This is a genomic window from Longispora sp. NPDC051575, from assembly GCF_040681875.1.
Taxonomy (GTDB): Bacteria; Actinomycetota; Actinomycetes; order Mycobacteriales; family Micromonosporaceae; genus Longispora.
In genome coordinates, this window is sequence record NZ_JBFAZP010000009.1 from 20,588 (window position 1) to 37,137 (window position 16,550).

The following is a 16,550-nucleotide window of genomic DNA, read 5'->3' on the forward strand; positions in this document are numbered from 1 at the left end:
ACGCCGTGGCGACGCGGCCGGGCGATCTACATCCGCCAGCACCACGCGGGCTGGCGGGCCAAACCTGCCGTGGCGACGCGGCCCGACGATCCACTTCCGTCGCGTCACATCTCCGCGATCCGGATCGATCGGGGCCTCGCGTCCGGGCGGTCCGCTCCGACAAGAGCCGCGCGCCGCGTCACGCGGCCGGCGCGGCCCGCCGGACGTCGACGCGGGCCGTAACACCCCTCACGGGGCCTTCGCGAACTCCACCGTCACCGTCGTGAACCCCAGCGACCGCAACAGCCCCGTCAGCGTCGACCGGGCGTTCGTCCGGGCCCGTTCGGCCAACGTCCCGTCGTTGGCCGACGCGCTGATCTTCTGCTCCGCGAGGAGGTAGAGCTGCTGGGTACGGTTCGCGTCACCGCCGCCGAAGTCCTTGAGCCGGTTCACGAGGCCGCGCTCCTCGGAGTACACATAGCTGCGGTTGTGGTCGATGTTGGGTTTGCCCATCGACGGTTGCGGGAGCGTGATGGTGACGGTCTTCTGGTCGGCGGACACCTTGACGGCGTCGCCGTGCAGCCCGCCGAACTCGACGTAGGCGTCCACGGTGCCGGCGGCCACGAAAAGGGTGCGGCCGCCGTACAGGAAGGAGGGGATGTACTTCGCGTCCTTCTCCAGGTCCACGATCAGCTCGTAGTTGCCGGCGGCGGCCACGAACCGGCTCAGGTCCTGCACGGAACGGAGCACGACGGGCTGGCTGCGGTCCGTGGTCCGCGTCCCGAACGGGTCGAACGACCCGGGCAACAGTCCCATCAGGCTGGTCACGACCGCCACCGCCAGGACGACGACCACCGTGACGACCACTGTGAACAGGACTCTCAGGCCACGCCGGGGGACGACTCGCAGGCTGCTCGGGGTCTTCGACATCGTCGGTCACCTTCCGCGATGGTGTGCGCCGGAGGGGAGGGCCGGCGCTTGTTCATACCCCGTCGGGGCCGGACACGCACCCTCCGGAAGCGCCAACATTCGAAGCCGGGAATGACCCCCCTCCGAACACCACGGTGAACCGCGACCCCGCGAATACCGGTGCGACCCAACCTGGCCCGGTCCGGCCGCAGCCGGCCACAGTCCCCATGCGGTCAGTCCCCGTCCGAACCGACTTGGCCCGGCCAGCCCCGCAAGGCCCGACCAGGCCAAGCCGACCGGGCCCGGTCAGCCCCGGGGGCAAACGACGTGACCCAACCCAGCCATGCCCCGGACCGAATCTTCTTGGCCCAACCCGGCCTAGCCAGGGCCGAACAACGTGGCCCACAGCCATACCTGGGCCAAACCGACTTGGCCCGAGCCGGCCGAGCCCACACCGAACGACGCGCCCAGCCCGGCCATGCCCGGGCCGAACCTACTCGGCCCAACCCGGCCGAGCCCACACCGAACGACCCAGCCCACCAGGCCATGCCCAGCCCGAACCTACTTGACCCGCCCCGGCCGAGCCCGCGCCGAACAACGTGGTCCACCAGCCATACCTAAGTCAAACGATGTGCCCCCTCGCCCACGCCGAACCGACTCGGCCCAGCCCCTACTCCCACCCAAGCCAGAACCACCTCAACGACACCACCGACGTAACCCGTCAATCACTCACCTCCGGATCATCCACGAATGTCCGTTCGGCGTGGCAGGATTGTGCGGTGGCTGATCTTCGTCGGTTGACCTTCCCCGCCGACCGTTCGGTGGGCACGCTCTACCTCGACTCCCCCGAGGGCGAGCAGCGGGAGACGCCGGCCCGGGGCGTGGTCGACGTCGCCGCCGGCTGGCGGGTCACGCTCGACACCGACGGCGAGCACCTGGGGGCGCTGACGGACCTGCCGCCGGGCGCGCTGGACGAGCTGGTCGCGGGCGAGGTCACCGACGAGCACCTGGCGGCCCTCGGTGACCTGCGCGGGCTCGGTTCGCTCATGCTGTTCGGCACGTTCACGGACTGGGCGGTGCCGGTGGTGCCCGGCCTGGAGACGCTCGCGTTGTACAGCGAGGGGCTCACCGACGCCGTGATGGCCCGGCTGGCGCGTCCGCTGCCGGCCGAGCTGACCCTGGCGGCGGGGCTGCTGACCGACGACACCCTGCTGGCGTTGGCCGGCGAGGACCAGGTCGTGGCGGTGAACGTGTCCGGCGACCGGATCTCGGGGCGCGGGCTGGCCGCCCTGGCCACGTTGCCCCGGCTCGACCGGCTGGTGCTGGGCACGTCGGGCGCGTTGACCCCGGCGGCGTTGGAGGGCCTGGTCGGCGCCCCGGCGCTGCGGATCCTCTACCTGATCGGCCCGTGGGACGACGCGGTGCTGGAGGCGATCCCCCCGTTGGTGCCCCCGTTGCGGCACCTGACCGTCACCGATCCGGACGGGGAGCGCAGTCCGTTGAGTCCGGCGGCGGTGGCGGCGCTGCGGGAGCGGTGCCCGGGTCTGATCGTCGAGGAGCTGCTGACCACCGCCGAGCTCGATCCGGTGGTCGGCGCGGACCTGGCGGGCGCGCTGGGCGGGACGCGGCCCGCGCTGGTGTACTTCCACGCGCCGTGGTGCCATCCGTGTCGGCAGTACGGGCCGGTGTTCGGGCAGGTGGCGGTCGCGTTCGCCGACCGGGTGAGCCCGGTGCACGTGGACGTGGAGGACGAGCCGGACGTCGCCGACCGGTACGCGGTCCGCTCCGTGCCCACCGTCCTCCTCCTCGACGGCGAGCGTGAACTGCTCCGGCTGCCGGGGGCGCACGGCCGGGCGACGCTGCACGACCGGATCACGGCAGCGCTCACCGGCCATCCGTGAGCGGGCCTTCAGTGAGAGGGCCCTCCGTGAGCTGGCCATCCTCTAGCCAGCCATCCGCGAGCCGGCCTTCCCTGAGCCCGCCATCCGTGAGCGGGCCCTCCGCGAGCCGGCCGTTCATGAGCGAGCCCTCCGTGAGCCAGCTCTCTCTCCGCCAGCGGGCCCCCACTGAGCCAACCCTCCCCGAGGAAGAGATAGCTCTTTCGGCACATGCGGCGCCGGTGCGCGCGTGGCAGGCTTGGTGCCATGCAGCGGATCCGTAGCGCGCGGCCGGACGAGCGGGAGATCCTGTCCGCCGTCGAGGGGGCCGCGGACACCCTGTTCGCGACGGTCGGCATCTGGCCGTTGCCGCCACCGGGGCCGGCGTCGGCGTTCACGTCGGCGCACGCGGTGCTCGTGGTCGGTGATCCGCCGGTCGGGTTCGCCCGGCTGGAGGTGGTCGACGGGTCGGCGTTCCTGGAGCAGCTCTCGGTGCATCCGGACCACACCCGCCAGGGGCTGGGCGCGAGCCTGCTGGAGGCCGCCTGCGACCGGGCCCGCGCGGAGGGTTTCGCGACGATCACCCTGTCGACGTTCGTAGAGGTCCCGTGGAACGGGCCGTTCTACACCCGGCACGGTTTCGCCCCGGTCACCGGCGAGCTGCCCCCGGGACTGCGCGCCCTCCGGGACCGCGAGATCGCCCTGGGCCTGCACACCTTCGGCCCCCGGGTCATGATGCGCCGCCACCTGACCTGACCAAACCCCACAACCTTCTGGGGGGTACTGGATCACAGCCCCACCCTCCGCGCGATCTACGACGCCGTCCCGGCCGGGTCAGGATCTCGACGGCCGAGCATCGCGGGAGCCCTCACCCGGTCGAGCATCGCTGGAGTCCTCGGTCGGCCAAGCGCTGCAAGAGCCCCTCACCCGGCCGAGTATCGCGGGAGCCCTCGGTCGGCCGGGAGTCCCCGCAGCCCCTCAGCCCCTCAGCCCCTCAGCCCCTCAGCCGGCCGAGCATCGCGGCAGTCCTGAGCCAGCCGAGCGTTCCGGAAGTCCTCAGTCGACCGAGGGTCGCGGGAGTCCTCAGTCGAGGAGGGCCAGCTTCGCGCCGAAGCCGATCAGCGCCGCCCCGGTCACCCGGTCCAACGCCTTGCGGACGGACCGCCGCCCCAACCAGCCCCGTACGGCGTGCGCGCCGCAGATCAGCAGCGTGAACCAGAGCATGCCCTCGATGTCGTGCACCAGGGCCAGGAGCAGCCCCATGGCCAGGTGCGAGGAGTCCGCCGGGATGAACTGGGGCAGCATCGCGACGTAGAACGCGCCGATCTTCGGGTTGAGCAGGTTCGTGGTCATGCCCCGCAGCCAGGCCCGGCGCACGCTCGGCGCGGGCGGCTCGGCGTCCGGGGTGGCGCGGCGGCGCAGCATCCCGATGCCCAGCCACACGAGGTACGCGGCCCCGACGAACTTCAGCACCGTGTACGCCAGCTGCGACGCCGCCAGCAGTGCCGACACCCCGACGGCGGCGGCAGCGCCCCAGATGAGCGCACCCACGTTGATCCCCAGCGCCGTGGCGAACGCGGCGGCCCGGCCCTGGGCGACGGCGGTGCGCAGGACGAGCGCCGTGTCGAGGCCCGGCATCAGGGTGAGGAGCCCGGCTACGAGGGCGAACGACGCGATCGAGGTGAGCATGGGGTCAGCTTGCCCCGCTTCGGCAACTCTGTCACCTGTGGCGCCGCCCACACCCGCCCGCCCACATCAGTCCTCATCGGCCCGCACGAGCCCGCACCCACCCCACCGTCCCGACCGGACAAATGCCGGGCCCCGGCCCCACCGTTCCGACCGGTCAACTGCCGGGTCCAGGCCCGCCGGTTCCCCGGTCGCGGCTAGGACAGGTCGAGGTCGAGGCGGCGGCACACGTGCACCCGGCGGAACCGCGCACGCAGTTCGGCTTCGCGTTCGATCGGGGCGTGCGCGAACAGCCCCATGGCCCGCAGCCCGGCCCCGGCCCGCACGGCGCCGAGGAGCCCGTCGTCGAGATCGCCGGTGTACGCGCTGGCGTAGACGTGCAGGTAGCGCGTCGACTCGCGGAACCCCCGCGCCGCGTACCAGGCCAGCGCCGCGGCGTCCTCCCGCGTCCACGCCACCAGTGTCCGGGCGCCCAGCGGGGCGAGCCGGGCCAGCGCCTCCCCGAGCAGGTCGCCGGCGATCCCGCGCCCCTGGTGGTCGGGGTGCACCGCGAGGGTCTCCAGGGTGGCGGTCGACCCGTCGAGGGAGGCGTCGAGCAGGCCGATCACCTCGGAGCCCCGGCGCGCGACCAGTTGGACCGGCGCGTCCAGGTCCTGTTTCGCCGTGACGACATTGTCGAAGTACGCGGTGTCGAGGAACGACAGGACCCGGCACCGGAGCCAGGACGGCTCGTCCTCGGGCCGGTACCCGTCGATGTCCTCCGGCCGGTACCCGTCGATGTCCTCCGGCCGGTACCCGTCGATGTTCTCCGTGGTGGTCACCCGTGCCACCCTGCCAAAGGACGGCGCGCGGCGCACAGGGATATCCGCTCAGCGCCGCGCGTACCCGTGCAGGCCCGCCGCCGCGAGGAAGTACGCCGCGCCCGCGATCAGTACCCCGCCGATTCCGTCGCTCGGCCGGTGCCACTGCGCGACCACGGTGGCCGCCGCCACCACTGTCACCGCGACCGTCCCCGGCACGAGCGCCAGGAGCCGGAACCGGGCGGGCAGGGCCAGGACCAGGGCGAGTACCAGGCCGGCGGCGACCGTCACGTGTCCGCTGGGGAAGCTGTTGTGCACGGTGGCGAAGTCGGCGGCGTCGAGGACGGGTCGGGGCAGCACCTCCTTGAGGGTGCGGGCCGCGAGGACGGCCGCGCCGACCATGCCGATGCCGACGACCCCGGCCCAGAACCGCCGGGCGGCCAGGCCGACGAGGAGCACGGCGGCGACCAGCACGACCAGGGTGAGCGGGTCGCCGAACCGGTCCAGCAGGCGCCAGGCCCAGGTGCCGGCGGGGTCGCCCCAGCCCTCGTTCAGGTTGCGGTACTCCAGGGCCTGGCCGAACGGGGTCCACACCGCGAGGACGTACGTGGTCACCAGCGCGCCCAGGCAGAGGGCCGCGCCGACCAGCAGGGCGCCGACGCCGAGCGGCCGACGGTGCACCGGCGTGCGGGCGGGCCAGGGCTCGACGGGGCCGGGAGCGCCCGGGACCGAACCGGGACCGCCGCGCGCGCCACCGGGGACCGATTCCGCCAACCGCAGATCCAGGTGCGGGTCCAGATACGGGCGCCCGGTCCGGGCGTCGGCGGGAAGCTGGGCTGTGGGGATGTCTCTCGTCTCGACCGGCATACCCACCACGCTGCGTGACCGTTGTCCCGCCCGCGTCCGCACTATGTCACCGTCGTGTCACAACGCCCCGACCGAAGACCCCAAAGTCCACTAATCAGGGGCGAATCAGTCCAGCGGGCAGCCCCGGTCCTCCCGCCGGCCACTCGTCCCGGCGACCGACACCAGGGACCCCACGGCCATGGCGTGCTCGGCGGCCTCCCCGGCCAGTACGGTGCAGACGAGCTGGTCCAGGGCCCGCGAGGACAGCTCGGCGACGGCGGCGCGCACCCGCACCTCGTACCGTTGCGGCGTCTGACGGACCACCTCCGAGCCGCCGCCGGTGATCGTCGGCAGGGCGGTCGTGACCCCCTTCTCCCGCTCGTCGGCACGCGGCCCGGCGAACAGCAGGTCCACCTTCTGGCTCACGGAGAGTGGCTGCGTGTCGATCCGCTCCGAGCGGTACAGCCCCCCGTTGAGGACGAAGTACAGCGCGGTGACCTCGGCGGTGAACTTCCGGGGCGCCTCCCCCGCCGGCACCACCGCGCTGGGCCGCACCCCGCACCCGGCCAGCAGGGTCACGGCCAGGACCAGCGGGAACAGCCGCCTCACCGGATCCTCCTCGGCAGCCGGAGGGTGAACACGGCCCCGCCGTCGGGTCCGTTCGCGGCTTCCAGCCGGCCGTCGTGCAGGCGGGCGTTCTCCCAGGCGATGGCGAGCCCGAGGCCGCTGCCGTCGGACCGGGTCCGCGCGGTGTCGGCCTTGTAGAACCGGTCGAAGACATGCGGGAGTACCTCCGGGGCCAGCCCCGAACCCCCGTCGGACACCTCCAGCGCCACGAACGCGTCGGTGGACCGCAACCGGACCCGGACCGGGGGCCCGCCGTGCCGGAGCGCGTTGCCGACCAGGTTCGCGATGATGACGTCGAGGCGGCGCGGGTCGAGCCGGGTGACGATGCCCGCCGGCAGGTCCGTCTCGACCTGGTCCGCCCAGCCCCGGGCCCGCAGGGTGGCCGCGACGGCGGGGGCGAGCTCGACGTCGTCGAGAACCAGGCCGGCGGTGCCGGAGTCGAAGCGGGACACCTCGATCAGGTCGTTGACCAGGCGGTTGAGCTTGCGGGTCTCCTGGCTGACCAGGCGGGCGGCCTCGGCGGCGTCCCCGTCGAGGTGCTCGGCCTCCTCGTCGAGCACGTCGGTGACGGCGGTCATCGCTGCCAGCGGCGTGCGCAGCTCGTGGGACACGTCGGCCACGAACCGGCGCGCGTCGGCCTCCATCCGGCGCAGCTCGTCGACGTGGTGTTCGACCGCGTCGGCGCTGTCGTTGAAGGTCTTGGACAGGTCGGCCAGCTCGTCGGACCCCTTGACCTCCAGCCGGGTACCGAAGTCGCCCGCGCCCCACCGCCGGGTCGCCAGCCCGAGCCGCCGGACCGGGCTGAGGACGCCCTGGGCGGCGACCAGCGCCAGGATCACGGCGAAGAGCAGGGCGGGCGCGCCGGTCAGCCACGCGGCCGTGGCGAGCCGTTCGATGCTGGCCTTCTCCGCGTGCAGGCTCTGGAGCGAGTACACCTCGATGCCCGAGGGTCTGGTCTCGTTGTCGGCGCCCTGGAGCAGCAGCGGCATGCCGATGGCCAGCTCGGGGTTGTTGTCGCGGACCTGGCGCTGCCAGACGGCGTCGGTGCCGTCGTGCACCTGGGCGCGCAGCTCGGCGGAGAAGACGTCGAGTTCCATGCCGGTGTCCGAGCGCAGGTCGCCGTAGACCGTGACGACGGACGCGTCGGTGGTCATCAGGGCCGTCGACAGGTCGTTGAGGTCCTGCTGGGTGGGCGGCAGCCGCAGGCCCCCGGCGAGGTTCGCGAGCCGGGTACCCAGCGCGGTGACCGCCGGGTCCTGGGTGTTGCGCAGAATGATGGTCCGGGCCTCGACGTAGCTGGCCCCGGCCGTGGCCAGGGCGCTCACGACGCCGAGCAGCACGAACGCGAGGATCAGCCGGGGTCGGAGGCCGAGCCTCACGGGACCGGGCCGAACCGGTAGCCGAAGCCGCGCACCGTCTGCACGAACACCGGGGCGGACTGGTCGTCCTCGATCTTGAGCCGGAGCCGCTGCACGCACGCGTCGACCAGCCGGGAGTCGCCCAGGTAGTCGTGCTCCCAGACGGCCTCCAGGAGCTGCTGCCGGCTGAGCACCCGGCCCGGGGCGCGCGACAGTTCCAGGAGCAGCCGCAGCTCCGTGGGCGCCAGGCTCACCGCGTCGCCGCCCTTGGTGACGGTCAGCGCGGCCCGGTCGAGCACCAGGTCGCCGTGCCGTTCCTGCTCGGAGCGCTCGGCGCCGATCCGGCGGAGCACGGCGCGGATCCGGGCGTCGAGCACCCGGGGCTGCACCGGCTTGATCACGTAGTCGTCGGCCCCGGCCTCCAGACCGGCGACGACGTCCATGTCGTCGTTGCGCGCGGTCAACATCACGATGGGTACGTCCCCCGCCGCGCGAATCCTCCGACACACCTCAAAACCATCGATACCGGGCAGCATCAGGTCCAGGACGACGATGTCGGGGGTCTCCGCGCGGAGCAGGTCGAGCCCCTGTTCACCGGTCCCGGCGGAGCGCAACAGGTGCCCCTGGCGGCGGAGTGCCAGCTGGAGGCCCTCGCGGACGGCCTGGTCGTCTTCGATCAACAGGACCCGAGGCATGGCATCCACTATCGCACGGCCCATGCGTCCCAGCCTGCGGTCCCCGCGTCCCCGCCCCGTCCCCGGAGTGTCATGGTTCGGTCACGGCGGACCCGACCACCGGGGCACGCCGCCCGGGGACGTGCCTAAGATCGAACGCATGAGTCTGACAAAGCCGGTAATTGAGTTCCCCGAGGGCGCGGCCCCGGCGGACCTGGAGATCGTCGACCTCGTCGTCGGGGACGGGGACGAGGCGAAGGCCGGCCACCAGGTCGTCGTGCACTACGTGGGCGTGGCCTACTCCACGGGCGAGGAGTTCGACGCGTCCTGGAACCGCGGCTCCCCGTTCCAGTTCCCGCTCGGCGCGGGCCGGGTCATCGCGGGCTGGGACCAGGGCGTGGCGGGCATGCGGATCGGCGGCCGGCGCAAGCTGACCATCCCGGCGCGCCTCGGGTACGGCGACCGGGGCGCCGGCGGCGCCATCAAGCCGGGCGAGACCCTGATCTTCGTCGTGGACCTGCTCGGCCTGTCCTGAGCACAGCGCGGCCGGACCCGCCCCCGGGTCCGGCCGTCTCTCTCCCACCGTTCGCGGCACCGTTAAGCACCTACCGCCGGTCGCGGCGCACGACCATCACCTGCTGGTCGCCGACGGCGATGGCCCCCGCATGGGCACGCCGCCACGTGTGGAACACCGTCATCGCGGCTTCCAGATCCCCGTGCGAGGACACCTCCAGCACCTGCTCCCGATCTGCGTGGTCCCGCGCGCGGCGCGTTCTGACGACATGGAACGCCACTGTTCCCCTCCCTGATGCCGGCTGGGCAGCCGCCAGCCGGGGTGCGGAACCTCCGGCCGACGGCGCTGACACCAGAGTCCCGTTCGCCCCCTTCCGAGGTGAATCCAACAGATCTATACAGTCCGCACTCTGGCTACGCTGGGCGCATGGCAGAGCACAGGATGACGCCCCTGGTGATCCCTGACGCGTTCTGGGACCAGCCCGACGTCCGCGCGGCGCTGTCCGAACGCGACCTCGGCGCGGTGTTCCACCTGTTCCGCCGCCAACTCGGCGCTAGCCAGAACCGGATCGCGATCGCCGCCGGACTCACCCAACCCGATGTCAGCGCCTTCATGGCCGGGCGTCGGACGGTCCGCGACATCGACCTGTTGGAACGGATCGCCGGCGGCCTGGACTTGCCCGCACGCGCGCGGCACCTGCTCGGACTGGCGTCGCCGGAGCACGCGGACAGCGGCCAGGCTGGACCGACCCCGGCTCCGGAACTCACGGAACTGGTCGCGGCGCTCCATCCCAGCGCGGCCCCCGGCGACCCCCCTGCCAGCATGGAACCAGACCTACTACACGCGCGCACTGCCGCTGCGAAACGCGACTACCAGGCATGCCGGTACTCGAAAGTGGTTGACGCCCTGCCTCGTCTTCTGACCGCGTTCCCGACCCGGCACGGCGATCCCGACACCTGGGCTCTCGCCGCCGACGCCTACCAGCTCGCCACCAGCGTGCTGATCAAGCTGGGAGCCTCCGGACTCGCGATGGTGGCCGCCGACCGCAGTCTGACGGCGGCGGAGCGGAGCGGTCAGCCGGTCGCGGCGATGGCCAGCAAACGTGCGCTCACCCACGCGCTGATGTCCGACGGGCACCACCGCGCCGCCCGGCAGGTCGTCACCGGCGTCATGAACGGCGCCGTTTCGCCCGGTGCGCCGCCGCGGATGCTGGCGGTCTACGGCGCCCTCGTTCTACGTGGCGCCAGCGCTGCGGCCCGCGACGAGGACCGTGCCACCGCACACCAGCTCCTGGACGAGGCCGCTGCCGTGGCACGCCGAGCCGGGTCCGACGGCAATGTGCACTGGACCGGGTTCGGCCCGACCAATGTTGTCCAGCACCGGGTGAGCGTCGCGGTGAGCCTCGGAGACGCCGGGGCAGCCATCGACCACGCCAGAACGGTCCGGGTCGACCAGCTCGCGCTCGTGGAGCGGAAGGCAGCACTGTGGCTCGACGTCGCGCGGGCGTATCTGCAATGGGGCAAGCACCACCGGGCCTATGAGGCCGTGCGCGCGGCGGAGGAGGTCGCTCCGGAGGAGGTACGAAACCGGTCCTCGGTCCGCGTTCTCGTCGGGGACCTTGCTGCCACGGCGCCGTGGAGCCTGCGGGCGCGGAGTCGTCAGCTCGCCGACCGCCTGGGAGTGGCCCCGTGAACCTGCTCGTCGTGGTCTGCGCGGCCGGCCCCGCCTCCGACATCGGCACCCTGCTCGCGCTCGCGCACGCCGAGGGCTGGACCTGCCGGGTGGTCTGCACGCCGAGCGCGGTGCCGTTCGTGGACACCGCCGAGATCGAGCGGAGTACCGGCCACCCGGTCCGGTCCGGATACCGCCCCGCCGGGGCACCTCGCCCGCCCCAGGAACCCGTGGACGCCGTGCTCGTCGCGCCGGCCACGTTCAACACCGTCAACAAGCTGGCCGCCGGGATCGCGGACACCTACGCGTTGGGTGTGCTCGCGGAGTGCGTGGGCGACGTACCCGTCGTGGTGGTGCCCTTCGTGAATGCCGCGCTGGCGAACCGGCGACCGTTCCGGCGAGCGGTGGACGAGTTGCGGGCCGAAGGGGTCCGGGTGCTGCTCGCCGACCCGCCGCATCCTCGTAACTCGGGCCCTGGGGTCGAGTTCCCCTGGCGCGACGCGCTGGCGGCCCTCCGCCCCGGATCCTGAGCACAGGCCACGATCCACAGACCCGGGAGACTCCGCACCGCCGGAGCCGCCAGGGCCACCGGCACGCAACCACCCGGCGGGAGACGACGGAGGGGCCCGGCTGGGTGCCGGGCCCCTCTGCCATCGGAGTACTAGTAGGTGACGCTGATGTTCACACCGCTGAACGCCGCCGTCGCGTACAGGCTCACGTAGCGGTACCCGGCCCCGGAGTTGCGGACCGTCAACGTCTCCGCGTTGCCGGCGCCAGTCGACCGCGCGCTGTACACCTGGCGGGTGGCCCAGCTGCCGGAGTTGTAGTACACGTCGGCGTTGCCCGTGCCGCCACTGGTGGTGATGGTCACGTTGGTGGTGCCGGCGGGGACGTACACGAAGAAGTAGACCAGTCCGCCCTTGGCCGCCGAGACGTTGCTGCGCTGGCAGCCCTTGGCGAGCGCGCGGGTGTCGAGGTCGGTGCACTCGGGGGTGCCGACGACGCTCACGGTCTTGTTGGTGCTGGCCGTCGCGCCCTTGTCGTCGGTGACGGTGAGCGTGATGGTGTAGGTGCCGGACGCCAGGTAGGCGTGCGACGGGGAGGCGGCGGTGGAGCTGCTGCCGTCGCCGAAGTTCCAGGACCGGGACGCGATGGTGCCGTCGGGGTCGGTGGAACGGTCGGTGAACGCGACGTTCAGGCCGGTGGCGGCGCTGTCGAACGCGGCGGTCGGGGGCACGTTGGGGATGGGGGTGCCCGTGCAGGCGCCGGCGTTGCACGCGGTGAGCCACGTGTCGAAGTCGGCGTCGAGGCTGGTGCCGAGCGCGTTGTAGATGGCGTAGCCGCCGGCGAAGTCACCGGTGCGGAACTTGGCCAGGATGCTCATGACCACGGGCCGGCGCTTCTCCAGCATGTAGCGGCTCGCCAGGTAGCCCCAGTTGTAGATCCGGGTCGAGTTGGCGTTGTCGTACGTGGTCTGGAAGAGCGTGCTCAGCGGGTACGTGTGCAGCCCCGCCTGGTTGATCGCGTCGGTGTAGTTCTCGCCCCGGTAGGTGTACGAGATGTACTCCGCGAAGCCCTCGACCCACCAGATGTTCGGGACGGTCATGCCGGCGTCGAAGTCGCCGTACATGTTGTACCGGCCGTCGAGGTAGTGGGTGTACTCGTGGTTGAGGTTCCAGATCGCGAACGTCGGGCGCAGCCACTCGGCCTCGTAGGCGATGAAGCGCGGCTGGTTGCCCTGGACCGACGGGTCGCCCTCGAGGTACATGCCGCCGTTGTCGGTGCTGATCCCGAAGATCGCGCCGGCGTACGTCTGGTAGTCGTCGGAGCTGTCGAACACGTTGATCTGGATGTTCGTGTTGTGGTCGTTGGCGACCGGCCCGTTGTCCGCGACGACGCTGTGGAACATGGCGTCCTGGTTCTGGACGCTGGTGCAGGTCGCGGCGAGTTCGGCGGCCGTCATCGACTGGGCCCGGATGGTGTGCCCCGGGTCGCAGTTGTGGGTGATGGGCAGCGCGGCGGCGGCCAGCTTGGTCGACAGGTCGCAGATGTTGTAGTACGCGCACTGGGACTGGTCGAAGTAGTCGGCCATCTCGGCGACGCCGACCCAGAGCCGGGCCGTCGGGCCGGTCATCGCGGTGGCGGTGAGCAGCCCCTTCATCAGGGGGCGCACCTTGGACTGCAGCGCCGGGTACTGGACGAAGCGCGACATTTCCCGGCCCGCGTTGGAGACGAGGTACGAGCGGTCGGTGTCCAGCAGGTCCAGGTGGTTGAGCGCGAAGGAGTTGAGCGTGTCGAGCAGGCTCGGGTCCGCGACGACCGCCGCGAGGAACTCCGCGTGGTAGTGCCCCCGGAACAGCGGGGTGTACGCGTTGTTGACCGAGGCCTTCATGTAGTAGAAGGCGTCGTAGGAGCTGTTGTAGCCGTTGAGGACGCGCTTGACGACCGGGATGTACCGGGCCTGCTCGTCGGCGCTGTCGATCAGGATCATCGCCTCGGACAGCGTGTTCCCGTGCGCGTCGTTCACGTCCATCATGTGCGAGCTGGCGAAGAACGAGTCCAGGCCGCCACGGATGGCCGTCCGGAGCCCGGTGCCGTAGTCGCCGACGACCTCGGGGGCGCCGTACTGGATGTAGTAGCCGGCGCGCAGGAACATGACCAGCTGGAGGGTGCTGGTCGTGTTGTTGCCCGGGTACGTGGCCGCCGTGTCGCGGAACGCGTTGGCGATCGTGACCATCTGGGCCTCGCGGAACACCGCGTTGGCGTTGGCGTCCGGGAGGTTGAACAGCGAGTTCACGCAGCTCACGGTCGAGGACTTGACGAACGTGACGAGTGCCGCGCCCGTGTGGGAGAAGTCAGCCGGGGTGCAGGAGGCCGCCGCCGCGCTCGGGGCCGCGCCGCCCCGGGCCTGCGGTCTGCTCTTGACGTTCCGGGTGTTCTCCGCCGACGACTGCGGGGGCAGCAGGTTCGGCGGCAGTGCGGTGCTCTGTTCGTGCTCCGGGGTCAGGGCGCTGACGCCCGGGACCGAGGGGCCACCGGTCACCGGGGCCGGGTTCGCCGGGACGGCGGCGGCCGGGGAGGCCACAGCTCCCGTCAGGGCGAACGCGGCGGCGGTACACAAGATGGCGAGGGGTTTTCGCATCACCACTCCTTTGTGGAGTCAACGCTGGCCGGGCACGGGATGCCCGGCACGCCTCAGGGGACAGTGAGGCGTGAGGTGAAGAGTGTCATACCTTACTGACGCGAACAAGATCTCGACGCCCGTCAATTCGCCGGGTGAACGGACAGCTACGGACAGCAAAACGGCCGGGGTGTGCACCCGGCCGTCCTGGACGAACCCGGCGCGTGACCACCCGCCAGCGAGCGGCACGTCCACGCCGGTCACCCCACCCGGACCCCCGGGTGGGACACACAGATCGGGTCGGAAGGCACGAATGCCCTCCGACCCGGTCGATGCGGTACCACTACATCGGCATGAGCACCGTGTCGATGATGTAGACGGTCGCGTTCGAGGTCTGCACGTTGCCGCACACGACCTTCGCCGTGCCGTTGACCGTGTAGTCCGCGCCGCTGCCGCTGGCCTTGACCTCGCCACCCTGCAGGGTCTTGAACGGGCCGGCCGTGCCGAGCTGGCTCGGGGTGACCGACTGGCCGACCACGTGGTAGGTCAGGATCTTGGTCAGCTTCTCCTTGTCGGCGAGCACCGCGTCGAGGTCCGCCTTCGGGATCTTGGCGAACGCGTCGTTGGTCGGCGCGAACACCGTGACGCCCTTGGCGCCGTTGAGGGTGTCGACGAGCCCGGCGGCCTTGACCGCCGCGACGAGGGTGGACAGCACCGGGTTGTTGCTGGCCGCCGTGGCGACCGGGTCCTTGGCCATGCCGTCGAAGCTGCCGGCGCCGTCCTTCGGGACAGCGGTGCACGCCGCGCCGAACGGCCCGTTGGCCATCGGGGCGCTGGTGACCGGTGCCGGGGCGGCCGAGGTCGGCGCGGAGGAGGTCGGTTCGGTGTCGTTCGAACAGGCGGCCATGGCCACGACGAACGGTACGAGGGCAGCGGCCATCACGAATTTGCGGAACATTGTGTACTCCCTGATAACTGGATTATCCGGCGGTGACTACCACCGAGTGCCAACCGGTCGCCCCGTCCGGGAACGGCGTGCGCCGCTCCTCGGGCTGGACCGCCCCGGTGCGGTCGGTCGCCCGGACCTCGAGCGTGTGCCGACCCGGGGTGGCGTCCCACCGCCACGCCCACTGCCGCCAGGTGTCGGTCGAGACGACCGTCCCCAACGTCGTTTCCTGCCACGCGCCGCCGTCGACGCGCACCTCCACCCGGTCGATGCCCCGGCGCTGGGCCCAGGCCACCCCGGCGACCGTGACCATCCCGGACTTCGGGCGGGACAGCGGTCGGGGCGTGTCGATCCGGGAGAAAGTCTTGATCGGAGCCTGTTCCGCCCAGCCGCGCTTGACCCAGTACGGGTCGAAGTCGGTGAAGGAGGACAGCTCCAGTTCGACGAGCCACTTGGTCGCGGAGACGTAGCCGTAGAGTCCCGGCACGATCATCCGGACCGGGAAGCCGTGCTCCAGGGGCAGCGGCTCGCCGTTCATGCCCACCGCGAGGAGTGCGTCGCGGCCGTCCATCAGGGCGCTGGTCGGGGTGCCGGCGGTCCAGCCGTCCGAGGACCTGCTGACCACCTGGTCCGCCCCGGCCTGCGGCCCGGCTTCCTTCAAGAGCTCGTTGAGGGGTACGCCGAGCCAGCGCGCCGTCCCCGCCAGTTCCCCGCCGACCTCGTTGGACACACAGGTCAGGGTGATCTCGCGTTCGACCAGCGGCCGGTCGAGCAGATCCTGGTACGTCAGGGTCATCGGCTTGCCGACCCGGCCCTTGATCTTCAGCCGGTAGCCGTCGGGGTCGATCCGGGGCACCACGAGGGCGGTGTCGACCCGGTAGAAGTCCTTGTTCGGGGTCACGAAGGTGGTCAGTTCGGGGATGCCCAGGTCGGGGGCCACCGCCGCCGGGGACACCGGCTTGGGCAGCGTCACCTTCGGCACGCCCGAGTTCCGCCGGGCCAGGGTGAACCCGGCCCCGCCGGTGACGGCCGCCGCGCCGAAGGCGAGCAGCACGCCCCGCCGGTCGACGTTGCGGCCGACGCCGTCCGCCGCGGGGGTGCGGAGGCTGTAGCGCAGGGCGAACCCGGCCGCGACGACCCCGACGAGGGTGGGGAGCGCCGCGACCGGGCCCGCGCCGGGCCGGGTGACCGCTGCGGCCAGCCCCAGCAGGCCGAACAGCGCCAGCCCGGCGTACCCGAGCCGTGGCCACCGCACGGCCACGATGCCCAGGACGACAGCGAAGACGAACAGGATCGTTCCGGTACCGATGAGGAGCGCGAGTTTGTCGTTCTCGCCGAACGTGCGGATCGCGAACTCCTTCGCCCACTCGGGCGTGGCGTCCACGACAGCGCCGCCGACGGCGACCAGGGGGCTGGTCCGGGATCCGGTCAGCAGGGAGACCAGCTCCGCCACTCCGAGCGCGAGGGCCGCGCATCCCACTCCGGCCCAAGCCCCGGTCAGTTGTTTTCTCACGTGGATGATTCGGGGCCAAGTACTTCAAG

Annotated in this window: 16 protein-coding genes; 5 read left to right on the forward strand and 11 right to left on the reverse strand. The window is 71.8% G+C overall.

The genetic code is table 11. The annotated features are described in order from the left end of the window. Positions 1-228: 228 nt before the first annotated feature. The gene (locus AB0M43_RS27150) at positions 229-909 is read right to left on the reverse strand and encodes a DUF4230 domain-containing protein (protein WP_363728604.1); all 681 of its coding nucleotides are present in this window, start codon (positions 907-909) and stop codon (positions 229-231) included. A gap of 758 nt (positions 910-1,667) precedes the next feature. Between AB0M43_RS27150 and AB0M43_RS27155 the strand changes: the two genes are divergently transcribed. Beyond that, positions 1,668-2,789 (forward strand): thioredoxin family protein, encoded by a 1,122-nt coding sequence (locus AB0M43_RS27155; protein ID WP_363728605.1) that lies wholly within the window; start codon positions 1,668-1,670, stop codon positions 2,787-2,789. A 243-nt stretch (positions 2,790-3,032) separates the two neighbouring features. Beyond that, positions 3,033-3,521: a GNAT family N-acetyltransferase gene (locus AB0M43_RS27160; RefSeq protein ID WP_363728606.1), complete on the forward strand. Its 489-nt coding sequence runs from the start codon at positions 3,033-3,035 to the stop codon at positions 3,519-3,521. A gap of 327 nt (positions 3,522-3,848) precedes the next feature. On the opposite strand, the gene AB0M43_RS27165 is transcribed toward AB0M43_RS27160, so the two are convergent. From AB0M43_RS27165 to AB0M43_RS27190, 6 genes are all read right to left on the reverse strand, one after another. Then, positions 3,849-4,454, reverse strand: a complete 606-nt coding sequence (locus AB0M43_RS27165; RefSeq protein WP_363728607.1) for a LysE family translocator — start codon at positions 4,452-4,454, stop codon at positions 3,849-3,851. A 194-nt stretch (positions 4,455-4,648) separates the two neighbouring features. Continuing rightward, positions 4,649-5,272 carry a GNAT family N-acetyltransferase gene (locus AB0M43_RS27170; RefSeq protein ID WP_363728608.1) on the reverse strand — a complete coding sequence of 208 codons (624 nt, stop codon included), beginning with the start codon at positions 5,270-5,272 and terminating at the stop codon, positions 4,649-4,651. Between the two features lie 48 nt (positions 5,273-5,320). After that, positions 5,321-6,118, reverse strand: coding sequence for a phosphatase PAP2 family protein (locus AB0M43_RS27175; protein WP_363728609.1), 798 nt, complete (start codon positions 6,116-6,118; stop codon positions 5,321-5,323). 105 nt (positions 6,119-6,223) lie between these two features. Next, the gene (locus tag AB0M43_RS27180; RefSeq protein WP_363728610.1) at positions 6,224-6,706 is read right to left on the reverse strand and encodes a hypothetical protein; all 483 of its coding nucleotides are present in this window, start codon (positions 6,704-6,706) and stop codon (positions 6,224-6,226) included. Continuing rightward, entirely contained in the window at positions 6,703-8,103 is a 1,401-nt protein-coding gene (locus tag AB0M43_RS27185) for an ATP-binding protein (protein WP_363728611.1), read from the reverse strand. The genes AB0M43_RS27180 and AB0M43_RS27185 overlap by 4 nt, the downstream gene beginning before the upstream one ends. After that, entirely contained in the window at positions 8,100-8,777 is a 678-nt protein-coding gene (locus AB0M43_RS27190) for a response regulator transcription factor (protein ID WP_363728612.1), read from the reverse strand. The genes AB0M43_RS27185 and AB0M43_RS27190 overlap by 4 nt, the downstream gene beginning before the upstream one ends. A gap of 139 nt (positions 8,778-8,916) precedes the next feature. On the opposite strand from AB0M43_RS27190, the gene AB0M43_RS27195 reads away from it, so the two are divergent. Continuing rightward, positions 8,917-9,291: an FKBP-type peptidyl-prolyl cis-trans isomerase gene (locus AB0M43_RS27195; protein WP_363728613.1), complete on the forward strand. Its 375-nt coding sequence runs from the start codon at positions 8,917-8,919 to the stop codon at positions 9,289-9,291. A gap of 70 nt (positions 9,292-9,361) precedes the next feature. Here AB0M43_RS27195 and AB0M43_RS27200 read toward each other — a convergent pair whose 3' ends face one another. Next, positions 9,362-9,550 carry a hypothetical protein gene (locus AB0M43_RS27200; protein ID WP_363728614.1) on the reverse strand — a complete coding sequence of 63 codons (189 nt, stop codon included), beginning with the start codon at positions 9,548-9,550 and terminating at the stop codon, positions 9,362-9,364. A gap of 146 nt (positions 9,551-9,696) precedes the next feature. On the opposite strand from AB0M43_RS27200, the gene AB0M43_RS27205 reads away from it, so the two are divergent. Both AB0M43_RS27205 and AB0M43_RS27210 read left to right on the forward strand, forming a co-directional pair. Continuing rightward, complete coding sequence (locus tag AB0M43_RS27205; protein WP_363728615.1) at positions 9,697-10,962, forward strand: helix-turn-helix domain-containing protein; 1,266 nt, start codon at positions 9,697-9,699, stop codon at positions 10,960-10,962. Next, a complete protein-coding gene (locus AB0M43_RS27210) occupies positions 10,959-11,471 on the forward strand; it encodes a flavoprotein (RefSeq protein WP_363728616.1) in 513 nt (170 codons plus the stop codon). The genes AB0M43_RS27205 and AB0M43_RS27210 overlap by 4 nt, the downstream gene beginning before the upstream one ends. A gap of 131 nt (positions 11,472-11,602) precedes the next feature. On the opposite strand, the gene AB0M43_RS27215 is transcribed toward AB0M43_RS27210, so the two are convergent. From AB0M43_RS27215 to AB0M43_RS27225, 3 genes are all read right to left on the reverse strand, one after another. After that, the gene (locus tag AB0M43_RS27215; protein ID WP_363728617.1) at positions 11,603-14,083 is read right to left on the reverse strand and encodes a collagenase; all 2,481 of its coding nucleotides are present in this window, start codon (positions 14,081-14,083) and stop codon (positions 11,603-11,605) included. A 322-nt stretch (positions 14,084-14,405) separates the two neighbouring features. After that, a complete protein-coding gene (locus tag AB0M43_RS27220) occupies positions 14,406-15,020 on the reverse strand; it encodes a fasciclin domain-containing protein (protein ID WP_363728618.1) in 615 nt (204 codons plus the stop codon). Between the two features lie 22 nt (positions 15,021-15,042). After that, on the reverse strand, positions 15,043-16,521 hold the full coding sequence (locus AB0M43_RS27225; protein WP_363728619.1) for a molybdopterin-dependent oxidoreductase: 1,479 nt from the start codon (positions 16,519-16,521) through the stop codon (positions 15,043-15,045). Between the last annotated feature and the right edge of the window lie 29 nt (positions 16,522-16,550).

Coding starts and splice junctions, on each gene's coding strand:
- AB0M43_RS27215 (WP_363728617.1), bottom strand. CDS start 14,083: ATGCGAAAACCCCTCGCCATCTTGTGTACCGCCGCCGCGTTCGCCCTG.
- AB0M43_RS27175 (WP_363728609.1), bottom strand. CDS start 6,118: ATGCCGGTCGAGACGAGAGACATCCCCACAGCCCAGCTTCCCGCCGAC.
- AB0M43_RS27190 (WP_363728612.1), bottom strand. CDS start 8,777: ATGCCTCGGGTCCTGTTGATCGAAGACGACCAGGCCGTCCGCGAGGGC.
- AB0M43_RS27205 (WP_363728615.1), top strand. CDS start 9,697: ATGGCAGAGCACAGGATGACGCCCCTGGTGATCCCTGACGCGTTCTGG.
- AB0M43_RS27165 (WP_363728607.1), bottom strand. CDS start 4,454: ATGCTCACCTCGATCGCGTCGTTCGCCCTCGTAGCCGGGCTCCTCACC.
- AB0M43_RS27195 (WP_363728613.1), top strand. CDS start 8,917: ATGAGTCTGACAAAGCCGGTAATTGAGTTCCCCGAGGGCGCGGCCCCG.
- AB0M43_RS27160 (WP_363728606.1), top strand. CDS start 3,033: ATGCAGCGGATCCGTAGCGCGCGGCCGGACGAGCGGGAGATCCTGTCC.
- AB0M43_RS27150 (WP_363728604.1), bottom strand. CDS start 909: ATGTCGAAGACCCCGAGCAGCCTGCGAGTCGTCCCCCGGCGTGGCCTG.
- AB0M43_RS27220 (WP_363728618.1), bottom strand. CDS start 15,020: ATGTTCCGCAAATTCGTGATGGCCGCTGCCCTCGTACCGTTCGTCGTG.